Source organism: Orbaceae bacterium lpD04, from assembly GCA_036251935.1.
In the GTDB taxonomy this organism is placed as follows: Bacteria; Pseudomonadota; Gammaproteobacteria; order Enterobacterales; family Orbaceae; genus Orbus; species Orbus wheelerorum.
Genome location: CP133967.1, coordinates 1,194,786 through 1,220,021, shown reverse-complemented (window position 1 = coordinate 1,220,021; position 25,236 = coordinate 1,194,786). Strand labels below are relative to the sequence as shown.

At 35.7% G+C, this 25,236-nt stretch carries 23 protein-coding genes; 12 read left to right on the top strand and 11 right to left on the bottom strand.

Going from position 1 to position 25,236, the window contains the following annotated elements; genetic code table 11:
- Nucleotides 1-12 precede the first annotated feature (12 nt).
- Nucleotides 13-1,119 carry a cupin domain-containing protein gene (locus tag RHO14_05645; protein ID WVD72285.1) on the bottom strand — a complete coding sequence of 369 codons (1,107 nt, stop codon included), beginning with the start codon at nt 1,117-1,119 and terminating at the stop codon, nt 13-15.
- Nucleotides 1,120-1,326: 207 nt separating this feature from the next.
- On the opposite strand from RHO14_05645, the gene RHO14_05640 reads away from it, so the two are divergent.
- The 5 genes from RHO14_05640 (at nt 1,327) to fucO (ending at nt 7,441) form a co-directional block, all read left to right on the top strand.
- Nucleotides 1,327-2,079 (top strand): IclR family transcriptional regulator, encoded by a 753-nt coding sequence (locus RHO14_05640; GenBank protein ID WVD72284.1) that lies wholly within the window; start codon nt 1,327-1,329, stop codon nt 2,077-2,079.
- Between the two features lie 268 nt (nt 2,080-2,347).
- Complete coding sequence (locus RHO14_05635) at nt 2,348-3,637, top strand: MFS transporter (protein ID WVD72283.1); 1,290 nt, start codon at nt 2,348-2,350, stop codon at nt 3,635-3,637.
- Between the two features lie 61 nt (nt 3,638-3,698).
- Entirely contained in the window at nt 3,699-5,300 is a 1,602-nt protein-coding gene (locus tag RHO14_05630; GenBank protein WVD72282.1) for an altronate dehydratase family protein, read from the top strand.
- Nucleotides 5,301-5,351: 51 nt separating this feature from the next.
- A complete protein-coding gene (locus tag RHO14_05625) occupies nt 5,352-6,254 on the top strand; it encodes a dihydrodipicolinate synthase family protein (protein ID WVD72281.1) in 903 nt (300 codons plus the stop codon).
- A gap of 35 nt (nt 6,255-6,289) precedes the next feature.
- Nucleotides 6,290-7,441, top strand: a complete 1,152-nt coding sequence (fucO, locus tag RHO14_05620; protein ID WVD72280.1) for a lactaldehyde reductase — start codon at nt 6,290-6,292, stop codon at nt 7,439-7,441.
- A gap of 153 nt (nt 7,442-7,594) precedes the next feature.
- On the opposite strand, the gene clpA is transcribed toward fucO, so the two are convergent.
- Both clpA and clpS read right to left on the bottom strand, forming a co-directional pair.
- Nucleotides 7,595-9,823, bottom strand: a complete 2,229-nt coding sequence (clpA, locus tag RHO14_05615) for an ATP-dependent Clp protease ATP-binding subunit ClpA (GenBank protein ID WVD72279.1) — start codon at nt 9,821-9,823, stop codon at nt 7,595-7,597.
- Nucleotides 9,824-9,825: 2 nt separating this feature from the next.
- Nucleotides 9,826-10,125 (bottom strand): ATP-dependent Clp protease adapter ClpS, encoded by a 300-nt coding sequence (gene clpS, locus RHO14_05610; GenBank protein ID WVD72278.1) that lies wholly within the window; start codon nt 10,123-10,125, stop codon nt 9,826-9,828.
- Nucleotides 10,126-10,219: 94 nt separating this feature from the next.
- Between clpS and RHO14_05605 the strand changes: the two genes are divergently transcribed.
- From RHO14_05605 to RHO14_05595, 3 genes are read left to right on the top strand one after another with little or no spacing between them, the layout of a single operon-like run.
- Entirely contained in the window at nt 10,220-11,161 is a 942-nt protein-coding gene (locus tag RHO14_05605; GenBank protein ID WVD72277.1) for a VirK/YbjX family protein, read from the top strand.
- Between the two features lie 27 nt (nt 11,162-11,188).
- Nucleotides 11,189-12,097: a lysine exporter LysO family protein gene (locus tag RHO14_05600; protein WVD72276.1), complete on the top strand. Its 909-nt coding sequence runs from the start codon at nt 11,189-11,191 to the stop codon at nt 12,095-12,097.
- Nucleotides 12,098-12,122: 25 nt separating this feature from the next.
- Nucleotides 12,123-12,518, top strand: a complete 396-nt coding sequence (locus RHO14_05595) for a YchJ family protein (protein ID WVD72275.1) — start codon at nt 12,123-12,125, stop codon at nt 12,516-12,518.
- Between the two features lie 17 nt (nt 12,519-12,535).
- Here the strand turns inward: RHO14_05595 and RHO14_05590 are convergent, their stop codons facing one another.
- The 8 genes from RHO14_05590 to RHO14_05555 form a co-directional block, all read right to left on the bottom strand.
- Entirely contained in the window at nt 12,536-13,255 is a 720-nt protein-coding gene (locus RHO14_05590) for a UDP-2,3-diacylglucosamine diphosphatase (GenBank protein ID WVD72274.1), read from the bottom strand.
- A 2-nt stretch (nt 13,256-13,257) separates the two neighbouring features.
- Complete coding sequence (ppiB, locus tag RHO14_05585) at nt 13,258-13,752, bottom strand: peptidylprolyl isomerase B (protein ID WVD72273.1); 495 nt, start codon at nt 13,750-13,752, stop codon at nt 13,258-13,260.
- Between the two features lie 67 nt (nt 13,753-13,819).
- A complete protein-coding gene (folD, locus tag RHO14_05580; protein WVD72272.1) occupies nt 13,820-14,671 on the bottom strand; it encodes a bifunctional methylenetetrahydrofolate dehydrogenase/methenyltetrahydrofolate cyclohydrolase FolD in 852 nt (283 codons plus the stop codon).
- A 121-nt stretch (nt 14,672-14,792) separates the two neighbouring features.
- Nucleotides 14,793-15,539, bottom strand: coding sequence for a hypothetical protein (locus RHO14_05575; GenBank protein WVD72271.1), 747 nt, complete (start codon nt 15,537-15,539; stop codon nt 14,793-14,795).
- A gap of 85 nt (nt 15,540-15,624) precedes the next feature.
- Nucleotides 15,625-16,317: a hypothetical protein gene (locus tag RHO14_05570; protein ID WVD72270.1), complete on the bottom strand. Its 693-nt coding sequence runs from the start codon at nt 16,315-16,317 to the stop codon at nt 15,625-15,627.
- Nucleotides 16,318-16,334: 17 nt separating this feature from the next.
- Entirely contained in the window at nt 16,335-17,801 is a 1,467-nt protein-coding gene (creC, locus tag RHO14_05565) for a two-component system sensor histidine kinase CreC (GenBank protein ID WVD72269.1), read from the bottom strand.
- A 13-nt stretch (nt 17,802-17,814) separates the two neighbouring features.
- Nucleotides 17,815-18,282, bottom strand: a complete 468-nt coding sequence (locus RHO14_05560) for a winged helix-turn-helix domain-containing protein (protein ID WVD72268.1) — start codon at nt 18,280-18,282, stop codon at nt 17,815-17,817.
- Nucleotides 18,283-18,486: 204 nt separating this feature from the next.
- Complete coding sequence (locus tag RHO14_05555; GenBank protein ID WVD72267.1) at nt 18,487-19,854, bottom strand: cation:dicarboxylase symporter family transporter; 1,368 nt, start codon at nt 19,852-19,854, stop codon at nt 18,487-18,489.
- Between the two features lie 603 nt (nt 19,855-20,457).
- Between RHO14_05555 and pssA the strand changes: the two genes are divergently transcribed.
- The 4 genes from pssA to RHO14_05535 all read left to right on the top strand — a co-directional run bounded on the left by pssA (nt 20,458) and on the right by RHO14_05535 (nt 25,215).
- Nucleotides 20,458-21,813 (top strand): CDP-diacylglycerol--serine O-phosphatidyltransferase, encoded by a 1,356-nt coding sequence (pssA, locus tag RHO14_05550; protein WVD72266.1) that lies wholly within the window; start codon nt 20,458-20,460, stop codon nt 21,811-21,813.
- Between the two features lie 406 nt (nt 21,814-22,219).
- Nucleotides 22,220-23,479, top strand: a complete 1,260-nt coding sequence (locus tag RHO14_05545; protein ID WVD72265.1) for a Zn-dependent hydrolase — start codon at nt 22,220-22,222, stop codon at nt 23,477-23,479.
- A complete protein-coding gene (locus tag RHO14_05540; protein WVD72264.1) occupies nt 23,480-24,280 on the top strand; it encodes a dihydroorotate dehydrogenase electron transfer subunit in 801 nt (266 codons plus the stop codon).
- On the top strand, nt 24,277-25,215 hold the full coding sequence (locus RHO14_05535; protein WVD72263.1) for a dihydroorotate dehydrogenase: 939 nt from the start codon (nt 24,277-24,279) through the stop codon (nt 25,213-25,215). The genes RHO14_05540 and RHO14_05535 overlap by 4 nt, the downstream gene beginning before the upstream one ends.
- Nucleotides 25,216-25,236: the final 21 nt, after the last annotated feature.

The window sequence follows — 25,236 nt, the reverse complement described above, 5'->3', positions numbered from 1 at the left end:
CCCCATCGATATTTATTCAAAATACCAAAAACCTTTATTAACAAACTCAAGAAGACCTTCTAATAATATTTTATCATCTAAATCTTCGCTTGAAAGTTCATCTTTTTGGCATAAGAGATCGATATATTGTTCAGGTAATGGGATATTTTCTCCATGTATATAGCCTTTATTACTCAATTTAAAAATACGAATACTTGGTACTCGATACAAATGAGCGCCATTATCAACTTCTTCGATCAATTCATCTAATGAATATGGCGGTTCTAAAGGAATAATATTAAGTTCATGCATAGGCTGACTCGTTTGCTTACCAAACCAATCAACAAACAAATTATTATCATGAACTAATGAACATATTTGTGATTTAAGTATTTCAATCTCGTAAGAATTAATCTGATAAGGTTTATCAGATAACTCTAAGCTCGGATCTTGATAGAAAATACCTTTTGGCAAATTATCCAACACATAGTCCGCAAAACCTGTTAATAATTCTTGTGATGTTGGCGTTCTAAATCCGATGGAATAGCTTAAAGACTCTGTCAAACTTACGCCATCATGCGGATAGCCAATTGGAATATAAAGAATATCACCAGGATTAAGATCTTCATCAATAATTGGCTCATAAGCTTCTACATGCAATAACGCTGCATGGGCACTAAATTGATGATAATTCGGATTACGATCCCCCACTCTCCAACGACGCTTGCCCATTCCCTGAGTAATAAATACATCATAATTATCAATATGAGGGCCAACACCACCTTGCGGCGTGGCATAAGAGATCATCAAATCTTCAAATTGCCAATGAGGTAATACTTTAAAAGGTTCAACTAAAGTAGCCGCCTCTTGGTGCCAATGATCGACAGCTTGTACCAGCAAGCTCCAATTACTTTCACCTAAATGATCATATTCTTCAAATGGGCCATATTTAGCATCCCATTTGCCGCCTTTATTACTGACAATGCGGCTTTCAATTTCAGTTTCAGCAGCAAGCCCAGCTAGCTCATCAGGCGTAATTGGATCGACAAAATCTAAAAAAGCCTGGCGTAATATTACTGGTTTTTTTTGCCAATAATCTTTAAGAAACGTTTCCCAATCTATATTTAAGCGGTTATTCATAATTAGGCCCTTTATTAAAAATAATTTAGTGCATTTTGAACAATAATAAAATTGTGTCAATATGATTAAGTATGTATTTACTAAAGAATTATTTCATCAAACTAATATGAATGTAATTAACTTAACAACTAGTGGGTATACCGAAACGTTATAAAATCATATATACTGATAATTAATTTGAATATTTCATTAAGCTATGATCAATCAATGAAATCGATATCAACCCAAGCACCAGCAATAGATAAAGCAACTCGAATATTTCACTTTATTGCCCAAAATGGTGGAGTAACCTATACACAAATATATCAAGGTTTGTCATTACCACAAAGTTCAACTTCAACGTTATTAGCAAGCTTAGTTGCAAATAATTTGCTAAGGCAAAATGACGGTAAATATTTTTTGGGTCTCGTGTTTTATGAATTTGGCAATAAATCTGTTGAACAATTTAATATTCGAGAGCTGGCGATAGAGCCGCTTACACAGCTGCGGGATAAAACTCACCTAGCTTGCCATTTAGGTGTGCTCGATAATGATTCAGCCATTTACCTTGCCAAAGTCGATAGTCCAAATGCGATTATGGTAAAAAGTTGGCTTGGTAAACGCTTATCACTACACTGCTCAGGTTTAGGTAAAGTATTATTAGCATGGTTACCCGAAAAGCAAGTTGACCTATTACTTCCAGATGAAAACTTACCTGCTCACACAAAAACAACCATAACAACACGGACTAAATTTAAGCTAGAACTAGATAAGGTTCGTAAAAATGGTTGGGCGTTTGATAATGGTGAAGATTTTGAAGGTGTCACCTGCATTGCTGTACCTGTTTTTGACCGTCAAGGTAACGTCGTTGCCGCAATTAGTACTTCAGGTGTTGTGTTTCAAATGCCGACAGATAAAATTACGCTTTTTGCTCAATATGCTATAGAGTCAGCTGCAATTCTTACCCAAAAAATTAGCTAATTTTTAGTGTTAATAACATTAAATATCAACGGTAAGGCTGCTTAAAAAACAGCCTTACATCCTAAATAATAATCAGTTTCTATTCCTCTTTCGCTTTAATTGTAACACTCGAATATAAAATATGATCCATCTCACAGATTTGAAATTCAAATCACGACTGATATTGTTAAATTAAATTAACCCTCTTAGAATCAATACCAATATATGGATATATATTTCAGTATATTGGTGTAAGCCGTAAAATTATAATTTAAAAAGAGGTGAAGCAATGTCTATTCATACGTTTGATAATCCCGTACTCAATTCTGCCATAAAAAAAACTTGGCGACGATTAATGCCATTTATGTTCATCATGTATTTTGTAGCATTTATCGATCGTGTAAATATTGGTTTTGCTAAAGATGCATTCGCGGCTGATATCAACCTTAGCAACGAAGCTTATGCATTAGGTGCTGGTATTTTTTTTGCATCTTATGCATTATGTGGTGTCCCTGCTAATTTAATGATGGCTAAATTAGGTGCTAAGCGTTGGCTTGGTGCAACCACTATGTTGTGGGGATTACTATCAGCATTAACCGGCTTTGTAACTAACGAAGTCGAATTTATTATTTTACGCTTTGTATTAGGCATGGCTGAAGCCTGCTTTTACCCTGGAATTCTGCTGCTTGCATCGATTTTCTTCCCTAATAAAATTAGGGGAACGGCTATTGGAATATTTGTTTTGGGCGTACCTTTAGCATTAACCTTAGGCTCACCCATTTCGGGCGCATTACTAGAATTACATGGCTTACTTGGTAAGCCAGGCTGGTTTTGGATGTTTGTACTTGAAGGGCTTCCTGCCGCTGTTTTAGGATTTATCTGTTTCTTCTTTTTAGATAATAAACCCTCAGAGGCTCGCTACTTAACCCAAGCAGAAAAAGATGCACTTACTGCGCAATTAGCATTAGAACAAAAATCAACCACCGCCAGTAAAGTTAGCGATGCGCTCAAAAATTTCAACGTATGGCACTTAGCATTGATTTATGGAACAATTCAAATTGGTGTATATGGTCTATTATTCTTCCTTCCATCACAAGTTGCCGATTTAATGGGGACCAATCTTGGTTTCAAAGCCTCTTTAGTGGCTGCGATCCCGTGGGCGATATCCGCATTAGGTGTCTATTATATTCCACGTTACGCTGATAAATTTTCAAATAAACGCGTTAGTATTTCAGTTCTTTGCATGCTTGCAGCCGCAACTGGGCTTGCTATATCAGCATTGGCGGGTCCAATTATTGCAATCATTGCATTGTGCTTTTGTGCAACGGGTTTTCTTGCCGTACAACCCGTATTTTGGACTTTTCCACCACAAATATTAACAGGCCCTGCTTTAGCTGCTGGCATCGGTTTTATTACAACCTTAGGCGCATTTTGCAGCTTTTTAGCACCGATGATCCGCGTGTATGCTGACAAAATCATGGATAACCATATAGCAGGATCAATGACGTTATCTTTATTTACCATTTTATGCGCAATACTCATCGCGCTTTTAGGCAAAAAATATAACAGTGAAAAATAGCTAAGTTAAACCAATGGAATCATTTTATAAAATGATACAAATAAATAGCATGGGGCAATGTATGCAAAAAATATTAAAAATAAATGATAATGATAATTTAATCGTTGCATTAAAAGATCTTAAAAAAGGCGAGTCAGTCACGTGGCAAAACGATACTTATGTTTTATCAACCGATATTCCAGCTAAACATAAATTTACAACGCAAGGTGTAAATATTGATGATATTTTATACTTATACGGATTACCTGTTGCCAAAGCAACGGTAAAAATAGACAAAGGTGCAATGATCACCACTCAAAATGTCAAACATTATGCTGCAGAGGTTAATTTAGATAACCGCACTTATAATTGGGCACCGCCAGATATTAGTAAATGGCAAAATAAGACATTTAATGGCATCATCAGAGACGATGGGCGAGTTGGAACCGCTAATTATTGGCTCATTATTCCACTAGTATTTTGTCAAAACAGAAATGTGCTAAAACTACAAGAGGCACTCGCAACCCCGTTAGGTTATAAACAAACTAGTTATGATCAAATTACTAAAAATTTATTAGGCTGCCATTCAAGTGATCCAAAAGAAACCAATTCTAATCGACCATTTTCACACATTGATGGTATAAGAGCATTAACCGTTAATAGTGGATGCGGTGGAACGGCTAATGACTCAATATCACTATGTAAAATTTTAGCAGCCTATGCCGATCATCCCAATGTTGCAGGGATCACGGTTTTTGCTTTAGGCTGTGAAAAAGCACAAGTTAGCCTCTTTGATGAACAATTAAAATTACGCAACCCTAACTTTAATAAACCTTACCTTTTCTTTCGCCAGCAAGAATGGCAAAACGAGGAAGAGATGATGGCGCTTGCAATAAAACAAACATTTGAAAAATTAACTGCGGCAAATCAAATCGTTCGTCAACCTGTTTCATTATCTAAATTAAAACTTGGGGTTAAGTGTGGCGGCTCTGATGGCTTTTCGGGGATCTCGGCAAATCCAACAATGGGTATTGTATCTGATATTGTTGTTGCTTTAGGCGGCGCATCTGGACTTGCTGAGTTTCCTGAGCTTTGTGGCGCTGAAGGTGATATGGTTACTCGCTGCATAAAAAAAGAAGATAAAATACACTTCTTGGATCTAATGGATCGTTATGAAACACAAGCGAAATTATGCAATGCGTCAATTGCTGATAACCCAAGCCCCGGGAATATAAAAGATGGCTTAATTACCGATGCAATAAAATCAATAGGCGCCGCAAAAAAAGGCGGCCACGCACCTATTTCTGCAGTATGTGATTACGGTGACCCCATGGCTGAAACAGGACTATCATTAGTCTGCACCCCCGGAAATGATGTAGAAGCAGTAACAGGTCAAGTGGCCGCAGGTGCCAATATTGTTATTTTTTCAACAGGCCTTGGAACGCCGACCGGCAACCCAATTGTCCCGGTAATAAAAATTGCAACCAACTCAACGACCGCAACTAAACTTAGTAGCATGATTGACTTCGACTGTGGCCCGGTGATTGACGGAGCCTCATTACAAAGCATGGCTGATGAACTATTAGAGCTCGTAATAAAGGTAGCAAGTCATGAGTATATTGTTAAATCAGATCGCCTTGAACAATATGATTTTATTTTCTGGAAACGAGAAGTCTCGTTATAGCCAATTTAATCAAAATAATTTTAATTTCAAATAGCACTAAGGTAATTAAAAATGACAAATAAACTTGATAATAAAACGAAATTAACGGGCGCAATATGCCCATCGGTTACGCCCTTTACCCTATCTGGGAAAATTGATTTCAACGCACTTGAGTTACATTATAAAAGGCTAACTGATGCAAAGCTAAACGGCATTCTTGTAATGGGAACCATTGGTGAATTTGCCAATATGAATATGGAAGAAAGAGGATCACTAATCGAACACGCAAGAAAAATGACATCATTACCACTAATCGCCCATATTTCAAGCACTGTGATCAATGATATGCTAATTCTTGCAGATAAAGCTTATAGTAACGGCTATGATGCAGTCATGATCTTACCGCCCTACTATTATGGTCAAACGGCAAGTCAGTTAATCAGTTATTTTCAATATTTAGATAGCCAATTATCGGGTAACTGGTATATCTACAACTTCCCAGCGAGAACAGGTTGCGACGTTGATGTTTCAATCGTCAAACACTTAGCTAAAAGCTGCCCTCGTTTTATGGGAATTAAAGACACTGTCGATTGTGCGTCACATACCAGATTAATTACCTTAGAATCTCAAAAAATTCGTGATGATTTTAGCGTGTTTGCAGGTTTTGATGAATATTTTATTCCCAATCTAATGAATGATGGTGCTGGCGTTTTATCGGGATTAACCAATATCGTGCCAGAACTCTTTGTATCAATACTTGATGCCTACAAAGCTAACGACTTATCTACTGTCGCTAATCTACATAAAAAAATAGCTAAACTTTCCGAAATTTATTTAATTGGTGAAGACTTTGTAACAACAATAAAAAGTGTCGTCGCACAAAAATTTGGTTATATGCAGCCAATTTCGCGTAATTTCAATGGCAAAATTGATGCTGCACAGCTAAAAAAAATTGACGACATTTTAAATAATTAAAATGCTTAAATAAAATAATGTATAAGGAGTGCTAAATGGCCTATCGTATGATATTAAATGAAACATCTTACTTTGGCGCAGGATCCATTTGCAACATTGTTGATGAAGTAATAAAAAGAGGGTTTAAAAAAGCCTTAATTGTCACAGATAAGGAGCTCATTAAGTATAACGTTGCAACCAAAGTAACAAATTTACTCGACAAAGCTGGCTTACGCTATCAAATATTTGATGAAGTTATGCCTAATCCAACAATTACAATGGTACAAAAAGGTGTACAAACATTCAAAAACTCGGGCGCTGATTACTTAATTGCAATTGGCGGGGGTTCACCGCAAGATACCGCAAAAGCAATCGGTATTATCATCAACAATCCGCAATTTGCTGATGTGCGCAGTCTTGAAGGCGTAGCGCCAACAACTAAAGCTGCTGTGCCAACGATTGCGATCCCAACGACTTCAGGTACTGCGGCCGAAGTTACAATCAACTACGTTATCACCGATGAAGAAAAAAGACGGAAATTTGTTTGTGTCGATCCACATGATATTCCAACCGTTGCAATTATTGATAGCGATATGATGGCAAGTATGCCGGCAAGTTTAAAAGCAGCAACTGGCGTTGATGCCTTAACACATGCAATTGAAGGATATATCACAAAAGGCGCATGGGAACTCTCGGACATGTTCCATATTAAAGCTATTGAAATTATTGCCCGCTCACTACGTGACTCAGTCAATGGGATCGGCAAAGGTGTTGAAGATATGGCATTAGGCCAATATATTGCGGGTATGGGATTTTCTAATGTTGGACTTGGGCTTGTGCATGGAATGGCTCATCCTCTTGGCGCATTTTATGGCACAGCGCATGGCGTTGCAAATGCGGTATTGCTACCACATATAATGGCCTACAACGCAGATTTTACTGGCGATAAATATCGTGACATTGCAAAAGCGATGGGCATAAAAGGCACTGATGCTATGACGATAGACGTTGCCCGGCAAGCTGCGATCCTTGCTGTTAAACAGTTAAATATCGATGTTGGTATTCCTGCAACATTAAAAGAAATTGGCGTGCAGCAAGAAGACATTACTATGCTTGCTAAGGCGGCTTTTGATGATGTCTGCACGGGTGGCAATCCACGTAATACAAATATACCAGACATCGAAGCACTTTATCGGGCTATTTATTGATTGCATCATTATTTGATGTAGTACTTAGACAATAATAAATAAGGCATGGATGCGATTAGTGTGCAACTTAATAGCACATTTTTTGAGAGATAGGCGGGTTTAACGCCCCCTACTCTCTTATTTAATCTAAAGGTATCTGAATATTTAAACTTTTTATTTAGCATTGTACGCAAACTTAAGTTTATCATCTTTTAGGCTTATCTTAACCTTACCACCTTGTTGTAATTGGCCAAATAATAATTCATTCGCGATAGGTTTTTTGATCTGCTCTTGAATTATTCTCGCCATTGGCCTTGCACCCATTGATTTATCATACCCTTTTAATGAAAGCCAAGTTTTAGCTTCATTAGTTATCACCATATCAACTTGCTTATTATTCAGCTGGCGTTTTAGTTCTGCCATAAATTTATCAACAATCAGTAACATAATTGACTTAGAAAGATGTTCAAACCAGATAATATTATCTAAACGATTACGAAATTCTGGACTAAAAACGCGATTAATCTCAAACATTGCATCATTACTTTTATCTTGTGATGAAAATCCGATTGAAGATTTTACCGTTTCTTGAACGCCGGCATTAGTTGTCATCACTAAAATAATATTTCTAAAATCTACCTTACGACCGCTACTATCGGTTAATGTGCCATTATCCATAATTTGTAATAATAAGTTATAAATATCTTGATGTGCTTTTTCAATTTCATCCAACAATAAAACCGCATAAGGATGCTTAATGACTTGATCAGTTAATAATCCACCTTGCTCATATCCAACATAACCTGGCGGCGATCCAATTAACCGACTAACAGTATGCGACTCTTTATATTCCGACATATCAAAACGTAACAGATCCACGCCTAACATTTTAGCTAATTGTAACGTTACCTCAGTCTTGCCAACGCCCGTTGGGCCTGCAAAAAGGAAAGCGCCAATCGGTTTATGCTCTAAACCAAGCCCTGATCGATTAAGCATTATGGCATCACAAAGCACATTAATTGCCTTATCTTGTCCGAAAACGGCTGACTTTAATTCTGCCGGTAAGTTTTGTAATTTTGTTTTATCAGAAGTCGATACAGTACTTTCAGGGATCCGAGCTAATTTAGCGATAATTTTTTCAATATCGCTAACATTGATTGTTTTTTTACGTTGATTAAAAGGTAATAATCGATTTTTTGCCCCCGCTTCATCAATAAGATCTATCGCTTTATCAGGTAAAAATCGATCAGGTAAATACTTAACTGATAGCTCTACCGCATTTTTGATTGCTTTAGCGGTATAATGAACTTGATGAAACTGTTCATAATACGATTTAAGCCCTTGTAAGATTTTGATCGAATCGGTTATAGAAGGCTCTTTTACATCTATTTTTTGAAATCGCCTTGCTAAAGCGCGATCTTTTTCAAAAATTCGACTATATTCTTGATAAGTTGTTGACCCCAATACCCGTACTCGACCAGATGATAATAGTGGTTTAAGCAAATTGGCTGTATCGACTTTACTTTCACCGGCGGAGCCTGCACCAATAATCATATGGATCTCATCGATAAATAAAACACTATTAGGCTGCTTTTCTAATGCACTAACTAATTCATTAAACCGCTTTTCAAAATCACCACGATAAGTTGCGCCAGCAATTAATGCTGACATATCGAGTGAATAGATTGTCGCGTTTGCTAGTACATCAGGAACACGGTTGTTTTCAATTAGCCAAGCAAGTCCTTCAGCAATTGCCGTCTTACCAACCCCTGCTTCACCAACTAAAATCGGATTATTTTTACGGCGACGGCATAACACCTGCATCACTCGATCAACGTCATTTTCCCTGCCGATTAGTGGATCAAGCTTTCCTTCCTCTGCCTGCAAATTAAGGTTAGTGGTATAACGCTGCAATGGATTAGTTTCTACACGACTATCGTCATTGTTTTCAAAATAGTGCGCATCTTCACCAGTATTAATTTGGTGAGACAAATAACGCGTTAACGTCAACCAATCAACACCCAGACTATTTAACAAATAAGCTGCGTAGCACTCTTCTTCATTTAAAATAGCAACTAACACATCACTACTTGCGACTTCTTTTTTTTCGGCAGATTGAACTTGAACCACAGCACGTTCAATGACACGATGAAAAGCCACCGTTGGTTCTGTGATATATTCATCATGGTTACCCGCAGCGTAACTACTATTTTGTTCAATATAAATGGTTAATGCATTAATGAGCTCTTCGATATCAATACTTAGTGCAGATAAAATATCAACAATTGAATTATCATTAAGTAATGAAAGTAATAACTGTTCGACAGTTAAATACTCGTAACCTAAAGATTGTGCATGATTAAAGGCATCATTTATCGCAAGTTGTAGTTGCTTATTCATCATAATCAGACTTTCTCCATAGTACACTGCAAAGGAAACTGATGTTCATTAGCATAATGGGTGACTTGAAATACTTTAGTCTCGGCAATTTCAGCTAAATAAATACCACAAATTCCTTTTCCTTGTTTATGTACAGCAAGCATAATTTGTGCAGCATTATGTTCATCATGGTTAAAAAAACGCATCAATACATCAATTACAAAATCCATCGTTGTATAGTCATCATTATGCAAAATTACCCGATATTTAGCAGGAGGGATGAAACTTTTAACGTCTACTCTATCAACAACTTGTTGTTCACTCATATTTAATACTCTACTAAAAGCACTTTATCGGTTATCATACTCATTTTTATACGTGATTTATACTCAAATTAAAATAATTGCTCACAAAAAACATATGAATGATATTCAAAAAATAACTGCCCCAAAAGATAAAACCGTGCTATTTAAATGGCTTTATTCAGGAAAACTAATTCTAAACCCACTTTGGCAGAATTGGTTCTATCGCTGTAAATTTTTTTTACGATCCATTTTTCTTAGTCCTAAAACATTTACTTGGCTTGAACATTTAGCTAACTATTCTTTACTTGGTTACTATTTATCAAGGCAAACCAATCTTCCTTGTAAATTACAGCGCCCTTATTTGTCATCATGTATGAATAATCAATCATGTCTGCAAGCTTTAATTTATCATTATAATTTCTTAGCATCACGAAGCGATAAAATTACCCAAGCATTTTATAATGATGCCCCATATTTACTAGCAGGCTTAACGGTTAAAAATGATGAGTTAATTAACATTTTTATTCAAGCTGAAGACAAATATTCGCGTGAAGGCGAGCTCAGTATTTGCATTTATGACCAAAACAATGTCGATCTTGCAACATTAACCTTTTCAATTATCGAATATCAAGGCAAATCAACACTTTTTATTGCAGGCCTACAAGGGTCTAATAATAAAGATGCGAGAGCGGCAATTCAACAAGCGACAAAAGCCTGCTACGGCTTATTTCCTAAACGACTTGCGGTAGAATGCGCGATTCTTTTTGCGAACTTTTTCCAATTAGAACAAGTGGTTGCTGTCGGCAATAAAACCCATATTTATAATAACTGGCGCTATAAAAACCGCTTTAAACAGCTCCACTCAGATTATAACGATTTTTGGCAAACAATTGATGGTCAAGAAAATAGCCAAGGGTTGTATGTTCTACCCAATAACATCGTACGTAAATCTATTGAAGATATTGCGAGTAAAAAACGATCTGAATATCGTAATCGCTACACCTTGCTGGACAACTTAAAACAGCATATTGATGACAGTTTAACTCAATTACAATAAATTATTATTTTCATAAAGGTTAGCCCAATGTTGTTTGGTATCTTGATAGCGTTAATTCCCTTATTTGCTGGTTATTTAATAAAATTATCTAATAAAACATGGCTTAGCTGGATTAATCAATCCCTAAGTCTTATTATCTACTTGATTCTATTTTTAATGGGTAGTGAGCTTGCTCAACTCGACGATTTGCTTAGCCACTTAACCATGATTATTTCATCAACATTATTGCTATTTATTTGCACCTTTGGCTTTAATATGATTTTTTTATTAGTGCTTGATATTGTGTTACCATGGCGAAACAGTAATCCTAATAATCAATCATTAACATCTCGGTTTAAAATGATCTTAGAATCATTGCGAATTTGTCTGGCTTTAATTTTAGGTTTTATCTGTGGACTCATGCCACTTTCTATTTGGCAATATAACGATCTAGCCTCTAAAGTTACTCTTGTTATTTTATTAGTTTTAGTTGGCATTCAGTTACGTAGTAATCATATTACAATAAAACAGATTTTAATTAATAAAGTGGGCATGTTAACAACGTTAACCGTGGTATTCAGTGCATTACTAGGTGGCGTTGTGGTCTCTTATTTATTATCGTTACCAATCAATACAAGCATGGCAATGTCATCTGGATTTGGCTGGTATTCGTTGTCGGGCGTATTAATGACAGAAGCTCAAGGTCCTATTATTGGCGGCATTAGCTTTTTGAATGATATTATGCGCGAACTGTGCGCAATTATTTTAATTCCAAGCTTAATTAAACGTTACAAATTAACCTCATTAGGCCTTTGTGGTGCAACGTCGATGGATTTCACGCTGCCAATGCTACAAAAAGGTGGCGGGATTATGATGGTTCCTCCCGCTATAGTACAAGGCTTTTTGTTAACACTAATAATGCCAATACTAATGTCATTACTAAACTATTATTTTTAATCTATTTTGCAAGTGGCAATAAATCATGAATAAAAAAACAGCAAACTTGTGCCCTTGTTGCACAGGAAAATCTTATAAAGAGTGTTGTGAGCCGTATCATTTATGGCAACAAAATGCACCAACAGCCGAACTTTTAATGCGCTCACGCTACAGCGCTTATGCTCTGCATAAAGCGGATTACTTAATCAAAACGTGGCATCCTCAAACACTGCCTAAGAAATTAGATGAAGAGATTAGTGAAGCTAAATGGATTGAGTTAGTTATCAATAAAAGTTGGGATAGTGAAAAACCAAATGAGGCATTTGTTGATTTTACTGCTCGCTATCGTAATGTTAGTGGCAAAGCTGAAAAAATGCATGAAATTAGCCGATTTATCAAACATGGTGATCATTGGTTTTATGTCGATGGTAAATTTATCTAAATCAAGATGATAGCTAATTATTCTACTTTAATTAGCTTAATTTCACCATTTTCATCTTGATGAATATAATTAACGCCATCATGCCAAGCACCTAATACCAGCCGTGTTAAGATTTTTCCACCACAATTAAATTGGTGAGTTGCAAGCTTATGGGTATGTCCATGAATCATCACATTTGCATCATAGCGACTCATCATTCCCTCAACAGCCACCTGATTAACATCCATGATATGTTCATATTTTTGTTGATTATGCTGATGACTTTTATTACGAAGCTTACTGGCAATTTTCTGCCTAAAATAGCGAGGTAATAGTAAAAATAAACGCTGTAGCCATTTATTGTGCATTTTACCTCGAAATTTTTGATAAGATAAATCGTCAGTACAAAGTAAATCACCATGTAAAATAACGATCTTATTATTGTCGTTTTTTACTATGCATGTCTCAGGCAAGATTGTCATAGCACATAACTTTGCAAAACGATGACCCAGTAAAAAATCACGGTTACCATGAATAAAATAGGTTTGAATATTGCGTAATTTAAGTTGATTCAATTGTTGGCTAACTTCTTGATGTAACGAATCAACAATATCATCACCGATCCAATAATCAAATAAATCACCTAGAATATAAAGCTCACTATCATTGGGTAGGGTCTGTAAAAAATGCAAAAAGCCTGTTGTAATACCAGGCTCATTTTGATTTAAGTGAATATCTGCAATAAAAAAACGTTGCATCACTATTCTTCAACAGTAACACTTTCAATCACAACATCTTCAACAGGAACATCTGCGTGCATACCGCTACGACCGGTTTTTACTGCTTTAATTTGTTCAACAACATCTAAACCATCAACAACTTTAGCGAAAACGCAGTAACCAAAGCCATTTGCATCTGGTGAGCGAAAATCTAAATAATCATTATCAACGACATTAATAAAAAATTGTGCAGTTGCCGAATGAGGATCGTTTGTTCTAGCCATTGCAAGCGTGCCAACACTATTTTTAAGCCCATTAGCTGCTTCATTTTTAATTGGTGCTTTAGTTTTCTTTTGCTTCATGCCAGGTTCAAAACCGCCACCTTGAATCATGAAGTTATTAATGACACGGTGAAAAATCGTATTGTCATAAAAACCTTCTTGACAATATTCAATAAAATTTTTAACTGTTTCTGGTGCTTTATCAGCAAAGGTCTCAATTTTAATATCGCCTTTGTTAGTATGAAAAATAATCATAAGTCAGTCCTTCCAATTTTCTTATTGTGTTAAATGTTATAAATCAAATTATATTATTATATAAATATTACAAATTAAATCTTTCGCACGCAACGAGTGTATTTTGCATCAACATAGCGACCGTCATCGGGCCAACTCCGCCGGGTACAGGGGTGATAAAACCAGCTCGTTTAACCGCTTCGTCAAACTCAACGTCACCAGCCAATTTACCATCAGCTAAACGGTTAATCCCCACATCAATAACGATTGCCCCTTCTTTAATCCATTCACCCTTAACAAAATTAGCAATACCAACGCCTGCTACAATAATATCGGCACGTTTAACATGCTCAGCAAGGTCAGTAGTTTGGCTATGGGTAATTGTCGTTGTGCAACCTAGCAATAAAAGCTCTAATGCCATAGGACGCCCGACAATACTTGATGCGCCAACAACCACAGCATTAAGGCCTGAGAGTTTAACGCCAGTCGACTCAAGCATTTTAACCACACCATAAGGAGTACAAGGCCTTAAAATAGGCTCGCGCTGCAATAAACGACCAATATTAAAAGGGTGAAAGCCATCAACATCCTTTTTAGGATCGATGCGTTCTAATACTTTGGTTTTATCAATATTATTAGGTAAAGGTAGCTGAACTAAAATGCCATCAACATCAGGTTGCTGATTTAAAGTATCGATTAAATCAAGTAACTGCTCTGTTGTTGATGATGGGAAATCATAAGCAAAAGAAACAAAACCAACTTCATCACATGCTTTTTGTTTATTTTTAACATAAATTTTTGATGCAGGATCTGAGCCGACTTGAATAACCGCAAGTCCTGGCGCTCTAGCGCCATCTATTTTTCTTTGCCGTACTTGATCCGCAATATCATTCCTAATTTTTTGAGAAATTGATTTACCGTCAATAATCGTTGCCGTCATCTATTTTACCTCGTGTACTGACACAAAGCAGATATTCTCGCAGATGTTACAAATGATGTCTATTAATCCCGCTTATTAATATGTAATTAAGTGTTAAGGCTGTGCAAGATGAATTTGCCTTTTATTGCATTTGTCTTTTATGGTAAAAATAGGCAAATATAGTTTCGGCTAACGGAATAACTAACAAAATAGCCCAGATAATCATTAATTTAAGCAAGATACTCTTTACCGCTAGAGTAAGATGCAAAGCCATAATTTCAATAATCATATCGCCAGTTAATAATGAAGAAAGCTTAACGTCAAACACTTTATTAACCACTTGCCGCTTTATGCCACTTACCGTTGAAAGCTGCTCTTTTAATTTTGACTTAATATAGCTAATTCCCGACGGTGAATCTAAGGACTCTAGCATAAATCTTTGAATTTGTTGCTGATCATGCTGCGGCGTCAATTTTAACTTTGCCAATACATTTTTTTTGATATTGCTAAATGTATCATCAACCACATTATCTAAACTTTTATTGGTAAAGATTTTTTTGTTAATATTAATATCAATATTTAGATTTTGCTTAACAAATTGCTGAGCCGTTGTTTGATAAAGTGGAAGTTTACCGATAACTTGTTTTTGCGCAGACATAATAGCGCCATAACAGCCGCCCAATAATAAGCAAATTACCGGAATAAAGATAAAATAACTACGAGAAATATAGGTTAAAACCAAATTACGGCGCTGAATTAATACAGTTTTACGGAAAAAAATCAGAATGACTAGTGCGATAACAAAGCCTAATAAGCCAAATTTAATGCCACCACAAATAACTTCAGATATATTGAGATACTTAGAAAAAAGTGTGTAATATTCACTCATATCCTATCCTTATTATATTTTTATATGGAAAATGATTACCTGATAGAGTAATGATTAATCGTTAAATTACACGTTATATGTTAGTTTAAAAGCTAACACCAATCATTAAATGATTGTACTTATCATCAATATTAGTAATTAATACACATACATCATCATCAAATTCTTTTAAAATTGTTTTTTGTTCTTTCCACTCTTGTTTAGCAATTTTTTTAATTGCAGAATAATTCTTAAACACATTAAAACTAAAAATGCTATCACCGATAATTTTATAGAATACTTTTTTACCGATTACCTCACCATCCTTTTTCAAATTATTAAAAGGTTGGTAATAAAAATAAGTAACATTACCTTTAGTCGTGATCGCTTTACTTAACAAACCGACTAATTGTACATATAAGCTATTTAAATTGTTAAGCAACTCACTATCATTACCGAGTCTATCACGAATTGCTTTTTCAAAAACCGTACGAACACCAATAAGTTCACTATGAGCTTGCATTTCAAAGGTCGGTAACTGTTGGCGCAAATATGTTTGAAACTGCTTTGCTTCGATTAAAATAGCGGGTTTTGTGTCAATCTTATTATTATTTAGCATCATCGTGCCATTAGGTTGTATTATTAAGCTATTTAGAGAATTGGTAATTTGCACAAAATTATTATCAATAACAATATCGTACGAAGGCTTAACTAAACACTCTTTACTCTTGGCAGATACTGACCCAACAATAATTAGATTTAGCAATAAAACAGTAAATAATAATCCTTTTTTAATCATTACAATAACCTTGCTAGTTAGGAAGAAATTTTAATCATTAATGTGGCAACTGCGCCTTGACCATCGGTTCTATTTACAACGCTAATTTTACCATTATGAACAATTGCGACCTCTTTAACAAATGCTAATCCCAGCCCACTACTTTTACCTTTATCTGGCCGAGGTAATGAGTAAAACCGTTCATAAATTCGGTTGATTGCATACTCAGGAATACCACTACCGCTATCTTTAATTTCAACAATGTAATAACCCGTTTTAACTGTTGCCGTTAATTCAACTGTGCCACCTGATGGCGTAAAATCTAATGCATTACTTAATAAATTAGTGAGTGCTTGAATAAGTAAAAACTTATCGCCTGAAACCGTTATTTCATCATTTTTATGAATCACAAGCTCAATACCTAATGACTGTGCTTCAATGGTTTGACTTTCAATAACCTCATCAATAATATGGCGCATATTAAGTACTTGAAAATTAACACCCGCGCGACTTTCTAATCGAGCTAACTGTAACATTCGTTCAATCAAAATACTCATTCGTTCGGTTTGCTGATCGATATTTGTTAGAAAACGATTCTGTGTTTTTTGTAATTTAGTAAAGTCATTTGACATAGATAGAAACTTATCACTCGCATCTTGTAATATTTCAGTTGCTGCGCGAATGGAGGATAACGGGCTTTTCAATTCGTGAGCTAAAGTGTGAACATACTTTTCAATATAGTCTTTACCATCAAGTTTTGTGCGCATATCTTCTAATGCACTAGCGAGTGTTCTAAGTTCAGGCGAAGCTAATTTAGGTAGCGCTGCATTTTCACGATTTGATATTTGATTTGCATAGCCCACTAATTTCTTAATTGAATAGTTAACCCACAAAATCATGAAAATACCAATTAGTAGCGCAACAATAATTAAAATCATTCCACCTAATAAAATGCGTTGCTCACCTTTATCAATAATTTCAGACATTGCCTGATTTGGCTTAGATACGGTCAAAACACCGACAAGTTCACTATTAACATTAATTGGAGCAGCAACATACATCACCGAACTACTTGGTTCATCAGGATTCATTTTAGTTATACGAGCACCATACTGACCTTTTAAGGTAAGATAAACATCATTCCAGCGCGAATAATCTTTACCTTCATCCATCTTATCAGAATCAAAAACAACAATTCCTTTTTTATCAGTGATATAAACGCGATAAGCGAGCTTATTTTTGATCATACCATTGATATTAGCGTTAATAGGAGATTGATTAATGTTATTTAATGCTTGTATCACTGAGCTACGTTTAACATCACCTAACACTGCCAAATCTTGAGAAACAATGTTTGCTAAAAGTGATGCAGTATCAACTAACATCTCCTCAGTTGCATGGCGAACCGTTGGTTTTACTTCTTTTAAAAAGATAGTAAAAACCAAATAACACGCCAAAATAGCGATTAAAACATAACCTAATAATAATTGTAAACTAAGACGCATACGTAATACCTTCTTAAATACTTAATGAGTATCCTAATCCCCGATGAGTTAATATCGGTTGTTCACAAGCTAAATTGATTGCTGCTAATTTCTGTCTAAATATGTTAACACGAGTATCAATTGTTCGGCCCATTGACACTAAATTATCTTGCCATACATTCTCAATTAATTGTGCTTTTACAAAAAATTGGTTTGGCAGATTAATATAAGTTTTCAATAAAATATAGGCATAACGAGCTAGATTTAAAATTTTATTGCGATAATAAATAAACGAGACTTCTTCATTTTGAAGAAAATGACCAAGAAATAAAAAATTTGAGAGTGCTTGATTAGATAAATGACTGGGTAGCAATTTAACTTTTGCTATCATCTTTTTTATCGAAAAAGACTTAGCAACTTCGTCATTTGTAGTTATTTCAACCGGATTAATCAACGTATTAGTAACGAGAGATTCATCTTTAACTAGCCAAACATTAGCCACTGTATATCCAATCGTTTTAAGTTACCTATGGCGATATTATATACTAAAGTTAACTGAACATATACTTAATTACATTAATAACCAATAACTATTAAAGCTAACTTATTGATATATAACTATGTTAGTAACAATCATAACAAATAATGAAAATGGTATCGTTGTAACAAGCCAATATTGCTTAACAATATTGGCTAATAATTTCATTTATTCGTCTTCTATTTGTGATTTATCTGTCTGCTTTAAAAGGTGGCTGGTAACAATACCCGCTGTCATTGAGCCACTCACATTTAAAGCTGTTCGTCCCATATCAATAATTGGCTCAATTGAAATTAATAAGGCAACAATTTCAATGGGTAAACCAACCATAGGAAGAACAATTAAAGCCGCATACGTCGCGCCGCCGCCAACACCTGCAACGCCAATTGAGCTAATAGTTACAACAAAAACGAGCATAATCATAAAATGTAAGTTTAATTCAACGCCAACTGTCGGGGCTATCATCATCGCTAACATAGCCGGATAAATCCCCGCGCAGCCGTTTTGCCCTATCGTTGCACCAAACGACGCTGAAAAACTGGCAATACTATTTGCAACGCCAAAACGCTTTTCTTGAGTTTGAATATTCATAGGTATAGATGCTGCACTTGAACGACTGGTAAAAGCAAAAGCCATCATTGGCATAATCTTTTTAAAATAGCCCAAAAATGATTCGCCAGACAAACTAACTAAAATGCCGTGAACAACAAACATAATTGCTAACGCCACATACGAGGCAATAATAAATAAACCTAATGAGATAATACTTTTAGCATCAGATGTTGCAGACATCTTAATCATCAAAGCAAAAACACCATAAGGCGTTAATTGGATCACAAGTCTAACTAACTTCATAACCCACTGCTGCACGGTATCAATACCTGCTATTAGTTTGTTGCCTTGTTCTGGATTATCATTAACTAATTTAAGCGCTGCAATACCGAGGAAAACTGAAAAAATAACCACACCAATAATTGATGTTTGCCTTAAACCAGCTAAGTCTTGAAACGGATTGCTCGGTAAAAAAGCTAAAATCATATCTGGCGCACTTAAATTACCCAATGTATTATTTTGGATTTCCTGTAATTTTAAAGCTCTTGTTTGTTCTTGAACACCTGATGCAAGGCCCTCGGCTGAAAGGTTAAATACTAATGAAATAACAATAGCGACAATAGCTGAAATCAAAGTGGTTAGTAGTAAAATCGAGATCACAGATCCACTTGTTTTACCTAAAGACGACGCATTATGAAGCTTTGATACCGCACTTAAAATCGACATCAAAATTAATGGCATAACCACCATTTGTAATAGTTTCACATAACCATTACCCACAATATTAAACCAAGCAACGGAGTTATCAATAATCCCTTGCTCGCTGCCGCTATAAGCTAATTGTAATGTGACACCAAATAGCACCCCTACAACTAAAGCAATAAAAACTTTACGTGATAAGCTCCAACTTTTAAAGTGGACGTGAAAATAAATTAAGCCAAATAGGCACAACATAAACGCGATAAGATTTAAATAAATAAACATCATTATTCCTAAATAATAAACGACCAATAATGCTATTTTAGCAAAAAGCGACAGAGTTAATTATGGTGAAAAAGAATATCTTTATAAGAAAATAGAATAACTAAACTAAAAACAGCCATCATTTTAATTAACTAGATAGCATTATTAATCTAAATCATAGCATAAAAAAGTGAGAGAAAAGAATAGGTAAAAATTTTATCCTCTAGAGCTATATCGCAATGTAGATAATTTATTTAGCGATAAATAGCGCTTAAACATGAAAATAAACTCGTTAAATTTTTGTTGTAGGATTTGAATATGACATAAAAAATCAGTTTTGAGATCTAGATCTCAAAATCACATCAATTTAAATATAATAAAAAACTAGCTTCTACTCTGATACAAATTAGATAAACAACAAGGATTTGCTCATTATAAAATTGAAATGATTGATTATTGTTAATGCCAACAATTAAAATGATAACGTTAAATTTTACCTTAAAAAGGTTATTAGTTTCATGTAGTTAATACCAAGCGATATAAGATTTCTTGGCAATATACCCAATTGATAAAATGTGCTATGCTTAGCGTATTTTATCAATGCGTAAAACGTTGAAATCTATTATGCAAATTCCATTTATTAAATATAATCATCAAAAATATCTTGATGAATTAGCTAAAATAGAGCAAGCAACCGATGGCTATCAGGTGTTATACACGCCGAAAGAATATCGCTTAGCGCTATTACAATCGATTAAAAACGCATCTCAGCGTATTTATATTATTGCTCTTTACCTTGAACGAGACGAAGCCGGTCAAGAAATCTTACAAGCAATTTACGACGCTAAAATTAATAACCCTCATATTGAAGTCAAAATTTTTGTCGATTGGCACCGCGGGCAACGTGGTCGTATGGGCGAGGCTAAAACGCAGACAAATGCGGATTATTATCATCAGATGAAATTAAATCATCCTGATGTTGATATTGAGGTTTATGGCGTTCCTGTCAATCGGCGCGAAGTGCTTGGCGTGTTACACCTTAAAGGCAGCATTATTGATGATACGCTACTTTATAGTGGCGCAAGCATTAATAACGTTTATTTACATAAGCTTGATAAGTACCGTTATGATCGCTATCACATTATTACCAATAAAACCTTAACCAATAGTATGGTTGATTATATTAAGCATAATTTTTTAACTTTTGATGGCGTACAACGGCTTGACCAAGGCCAGCACAAAACACGTAAACAGCTTAAGACTGAAATTAAAGAATTACGCCAGCATCTAACCCAAACTAATTACCAGTTTGAAGGTAATGCTGATAATACTATTTTAAGTGTCACGCCAATTGTTGGCTTAGGTAAAGGTAATCCACTTAATCAAGTTATTCATCACCTTATCAGCCAAGCGAAAGAACAAGTCGTATTTTGTACGCCTTACTTTAATTTACCCCCCATCATTATTAAAGACATTATTCGGCAGCTTAGAAAAGGTAAAAAAATTGAGATTATTATTGGTGATAAAACCGCTAATGATTTTTATATTCCAGAAGATGAACCCTTTAACATTATTGGGGGCCTTCCTTACCTGTACGAAATTAACTTACGTAAATTTGTCGAGCGGTTACAAGAATTTGTCGATAAAGAACAATTAATCATTCGGTTATGGAAAGATGATGAACATAGCTATCACCTTAAAGGAATTTGGGTTGATGATAATTGGGTTTTAAATACGGGTAATAATATTAATCCAAGAGCTTGGCGACTCGATCTTGAAAATGGTATTTTAGTTCATGATCCTAATGGCGAATTACGCGATAAATTTGTCAAAGAGCTAAATACCATCCGGGAAAAAACCCAGCTGATTAATCACTTTCAACAAATTCAAGCCAGCCAGTTTTACCCTAAACAGGTACATAAATTAATTAATCGATTAAGTCGCATCAAAATCGATAAAATTATTAAACGATTGCTATAAATCAATAACAATAAAGCCTAACCGTATAGTTTATCGATTAATGGTTAGGCTTTTATCTATCAAATCCCTTTTGCGCCGCAGAGCCTATGCAAATATACTTTGCTAGCGCTTTATGCTATTAATTAGTTTTGGCCTTACTTTGCATTCTAACTAACATAATTCTCGTTCAAAACTTATCGTAACCCTACTTTTAATATAAAAATAGCCTTACATATAACTAATCAGCTTTCGTTAAATCCAAAAAATGAGATTATTATAAAATTAACGCTGATATTACTATTTCTTATTTCAATATAACTATCTGATATTATGCGATTTTTATTTTTATAAAAATTTGAAAATACAGGTCGTTTTGCTATAATCTTATTTTTGAGACATTCTTACTCGCTAATGCTCAGACAATAATATGAATATAATAAAAAAATTATCCTTTAGTGATCTGCTCGCCATCATCGAAAAATTAACCACCTATAGTGATTCAATTGCACATGATGGTATGACGCGCTTTGCCTATAGCCAAAATGATGAGCTTGCCCATCAATATATTATCAAGCTCGCTAAGCAATATGCCCTTACCTGCCAGCAAGATGATGTTGGTAATGTTTTTATTACATTATTAGGAAAAAATCAAACGTTGCCCGCAATCGCAACCGGATCACATCTTGATACGGTGCCAAATGGTGGCAAATATGACGGCATTTTAGGCGTTGTTGCTGGCTTGTATGCGTTAACCCAATTTAAGCCTCAACAATTAACGCGCTCATTAACATTAATTATATTTCGCTGTGAAGAGTCAAGCCGCTTCGGAATTTCGTGTATTGGCAGTAAAATATTAACGGGTAGCATTGACCAGATAAAATGGTTGAAAGCGAAAGATCATCAAGGTAAAACCATCTATCAAGCGATAGATGAAGCCGGTTATCAAAGTGCAAAACTCTCGCAAGCAGAACTTAGCGATGATGCCTATGGCACTTTTGTTGAACTGCATATTGAACAAGGTAAATGCCTTGAGGCAGCAAATAGACAAATTGGGATCGTAAGTGCTATTGCCGCACCAACACGTTTTCAAGTTGATGTTTATGGCCAAGCCGATCACTCAGGCGCAACGCCAATGGGTCAGCGGCAAGATGCGCTTGTTACAGCAGCTTTAATCATTACCGCCGTCAATACCGCTGCCAATAATGAGGCTTACTTAGGTACGGTTGCAACCATTGGTAAACTTAATGTGTACCCTAATGCAATGAATGTTATCCCAGGTCACGTTCGCTTTTATGTTGATATTCGCGGTATTGACTTAACCAGTATTAACCGTGTGGCACAAGGATTAACAACGATCATTGAAAGCATAAAAATAACCCAAAATATCGATATTAAAGTCGATAACTTATCACAAGAACACCCCGTTAAGTTAAATCAAACAATATGCCAAATAATTAGCGAAATATGCCAAAATGAACAGATAAAATATCTCGATATGTTGAGTGGGGCGGGTCATGATGCGATGTATATGGCTAAAAAATGCCCATCGGCCATGATTTTTATTCCGTCTAAAGCCGGAATTAGCCACCATAAAGATGAATATAGTTCACAAGAAGACATTACTCTAGGTGCAACGCTATTAACCAAAACGCTAGAAAAATTAGCCAATCAAGATGAGAATAATTAAATGACAGCAATTGATAGCCGATCAACCATCATAAGTAACCAATGGGTTAATGATGAATATAAACACATGATTATCCAAGTCGATGAAAAAGCGGCCAATGTTAAGCCTGGTCAATTTTTTAATTTACTTTGCCCGCAAACGCAGGCTGATAAGCCCTTTTTTCGTCGGCCAATGAGCACTTATTTTGCCAATAGCCAAACAGGCCAAGTTGAGTTTTTATATAAAGTAACGGGCAGTGGCACGCGTACACTGGCAGAACTAAAAACCAACGATAAGCTGCCGGTACTTGGGCCACTAGGTAAAGGATTTAATTTAAAAGATCATTATAAGCATATTTTAGTGGTAGGCCGAGGCGTTGGCCTTGCAACGCTTGCGCCGCTTGCTGAGGCTGCTGCTGAAAAAAACATCTTAGTTACTGCCCTACTTAGTGCCAGAAATAGTGATAGCTTAATGTCACAAGCACGTTTTTTAAATGTTAATGCCAATGTGATCGAAGTTATCGACACTGACAATTCAAGTCGCGTTGAAAATGTTGAAGCAATTATTCTTGCCGAGCATCAAAAGCGCCCTATTGATGCGATGTTCACTTGTGGATCAACTCGGCTTACCAAGCTATTACAAAAAATAGCTATTAATCATAATATTGACGGCGAAGTTGCGCTTGAACAACATATGGCTTGTGGCATTGGTATGTGCTATTGCTGCGTTAAACCATTCAATATTGAGGGCGAAAGTCAGCCGCGTAGTAAACGAGTTTGCATTGATGGGCCGGTTTTTGATATTAAGGAGTTTATGGCATGAGCGATCTATCGGTTGATATTAATGGCCTAATTTTAAATAACCCAATAATGCCGGCATCAGGCACCTTTGATAAAGAGTTATCTGATATTATCGATTTCAATCAGCTTGGCGCAATTGTCACAAAAACATTTACCGCCGATAAACGCGCGGGTAATCCGGTGCCAAGAGCCTGCGAGCTTCCTAATGCGATGCTTAATGCAATTGGGATCCCAAGTAAAGGACTAAACAATTATATCGAGCAAACAGTTCCTTATTATCAGCAATATACGTCACCATTAATAACAAGCATTTCTGCCAATACCGCAACTGATTTTGGCTTACTCGCAGCCAAACTTGATATGGTTGATGGGATCACAGCAATTGAAGCTAATATTTCTTGCCCAAATATTGAAGCGCACGGTAAAGCGTTTGCGATGGAAGCCGATTCTACAGCGAAAGTTGTCAAGGAATTACGTAAAGCAACCACGTTACCACTATGGGTAAAATTGACCCCCAATACTGGCGATATTATTAGTGTTGCGAAAGCCGCGCAAGAGTACGGCGCTGATGCAGTGATTGTTGGTAATACCGTACTTGGCATGGCAATTGATATTAATACTCGCCGGCCAAAACTTGGCAATATTATGGGCGGATTATCAGGGCCTGCTATCAAACCCATTATGATCCGAATGGTGTATCAATGTTATAAAAACATTAATATTCCAATTATAGGCTGTGGAGGGATCACAACGGTAGATGATGTGATTGAATATTTCTTAGCAGGTTCAAGCGCAGTTCAAGTTGGCACAGCAAACTTTATTGAACCATCAACCATGTCTAACATCATTGATGGTTTACAAGCCTATTGTCAGCAAAATAATATAACTCGTCTGCGCGATCTAACTGGGGCTATAATTGATGAAAAATTTGCAGCAATTGATGCTTTACCGTATTAAGATCTGTTAATCATAAAGTGT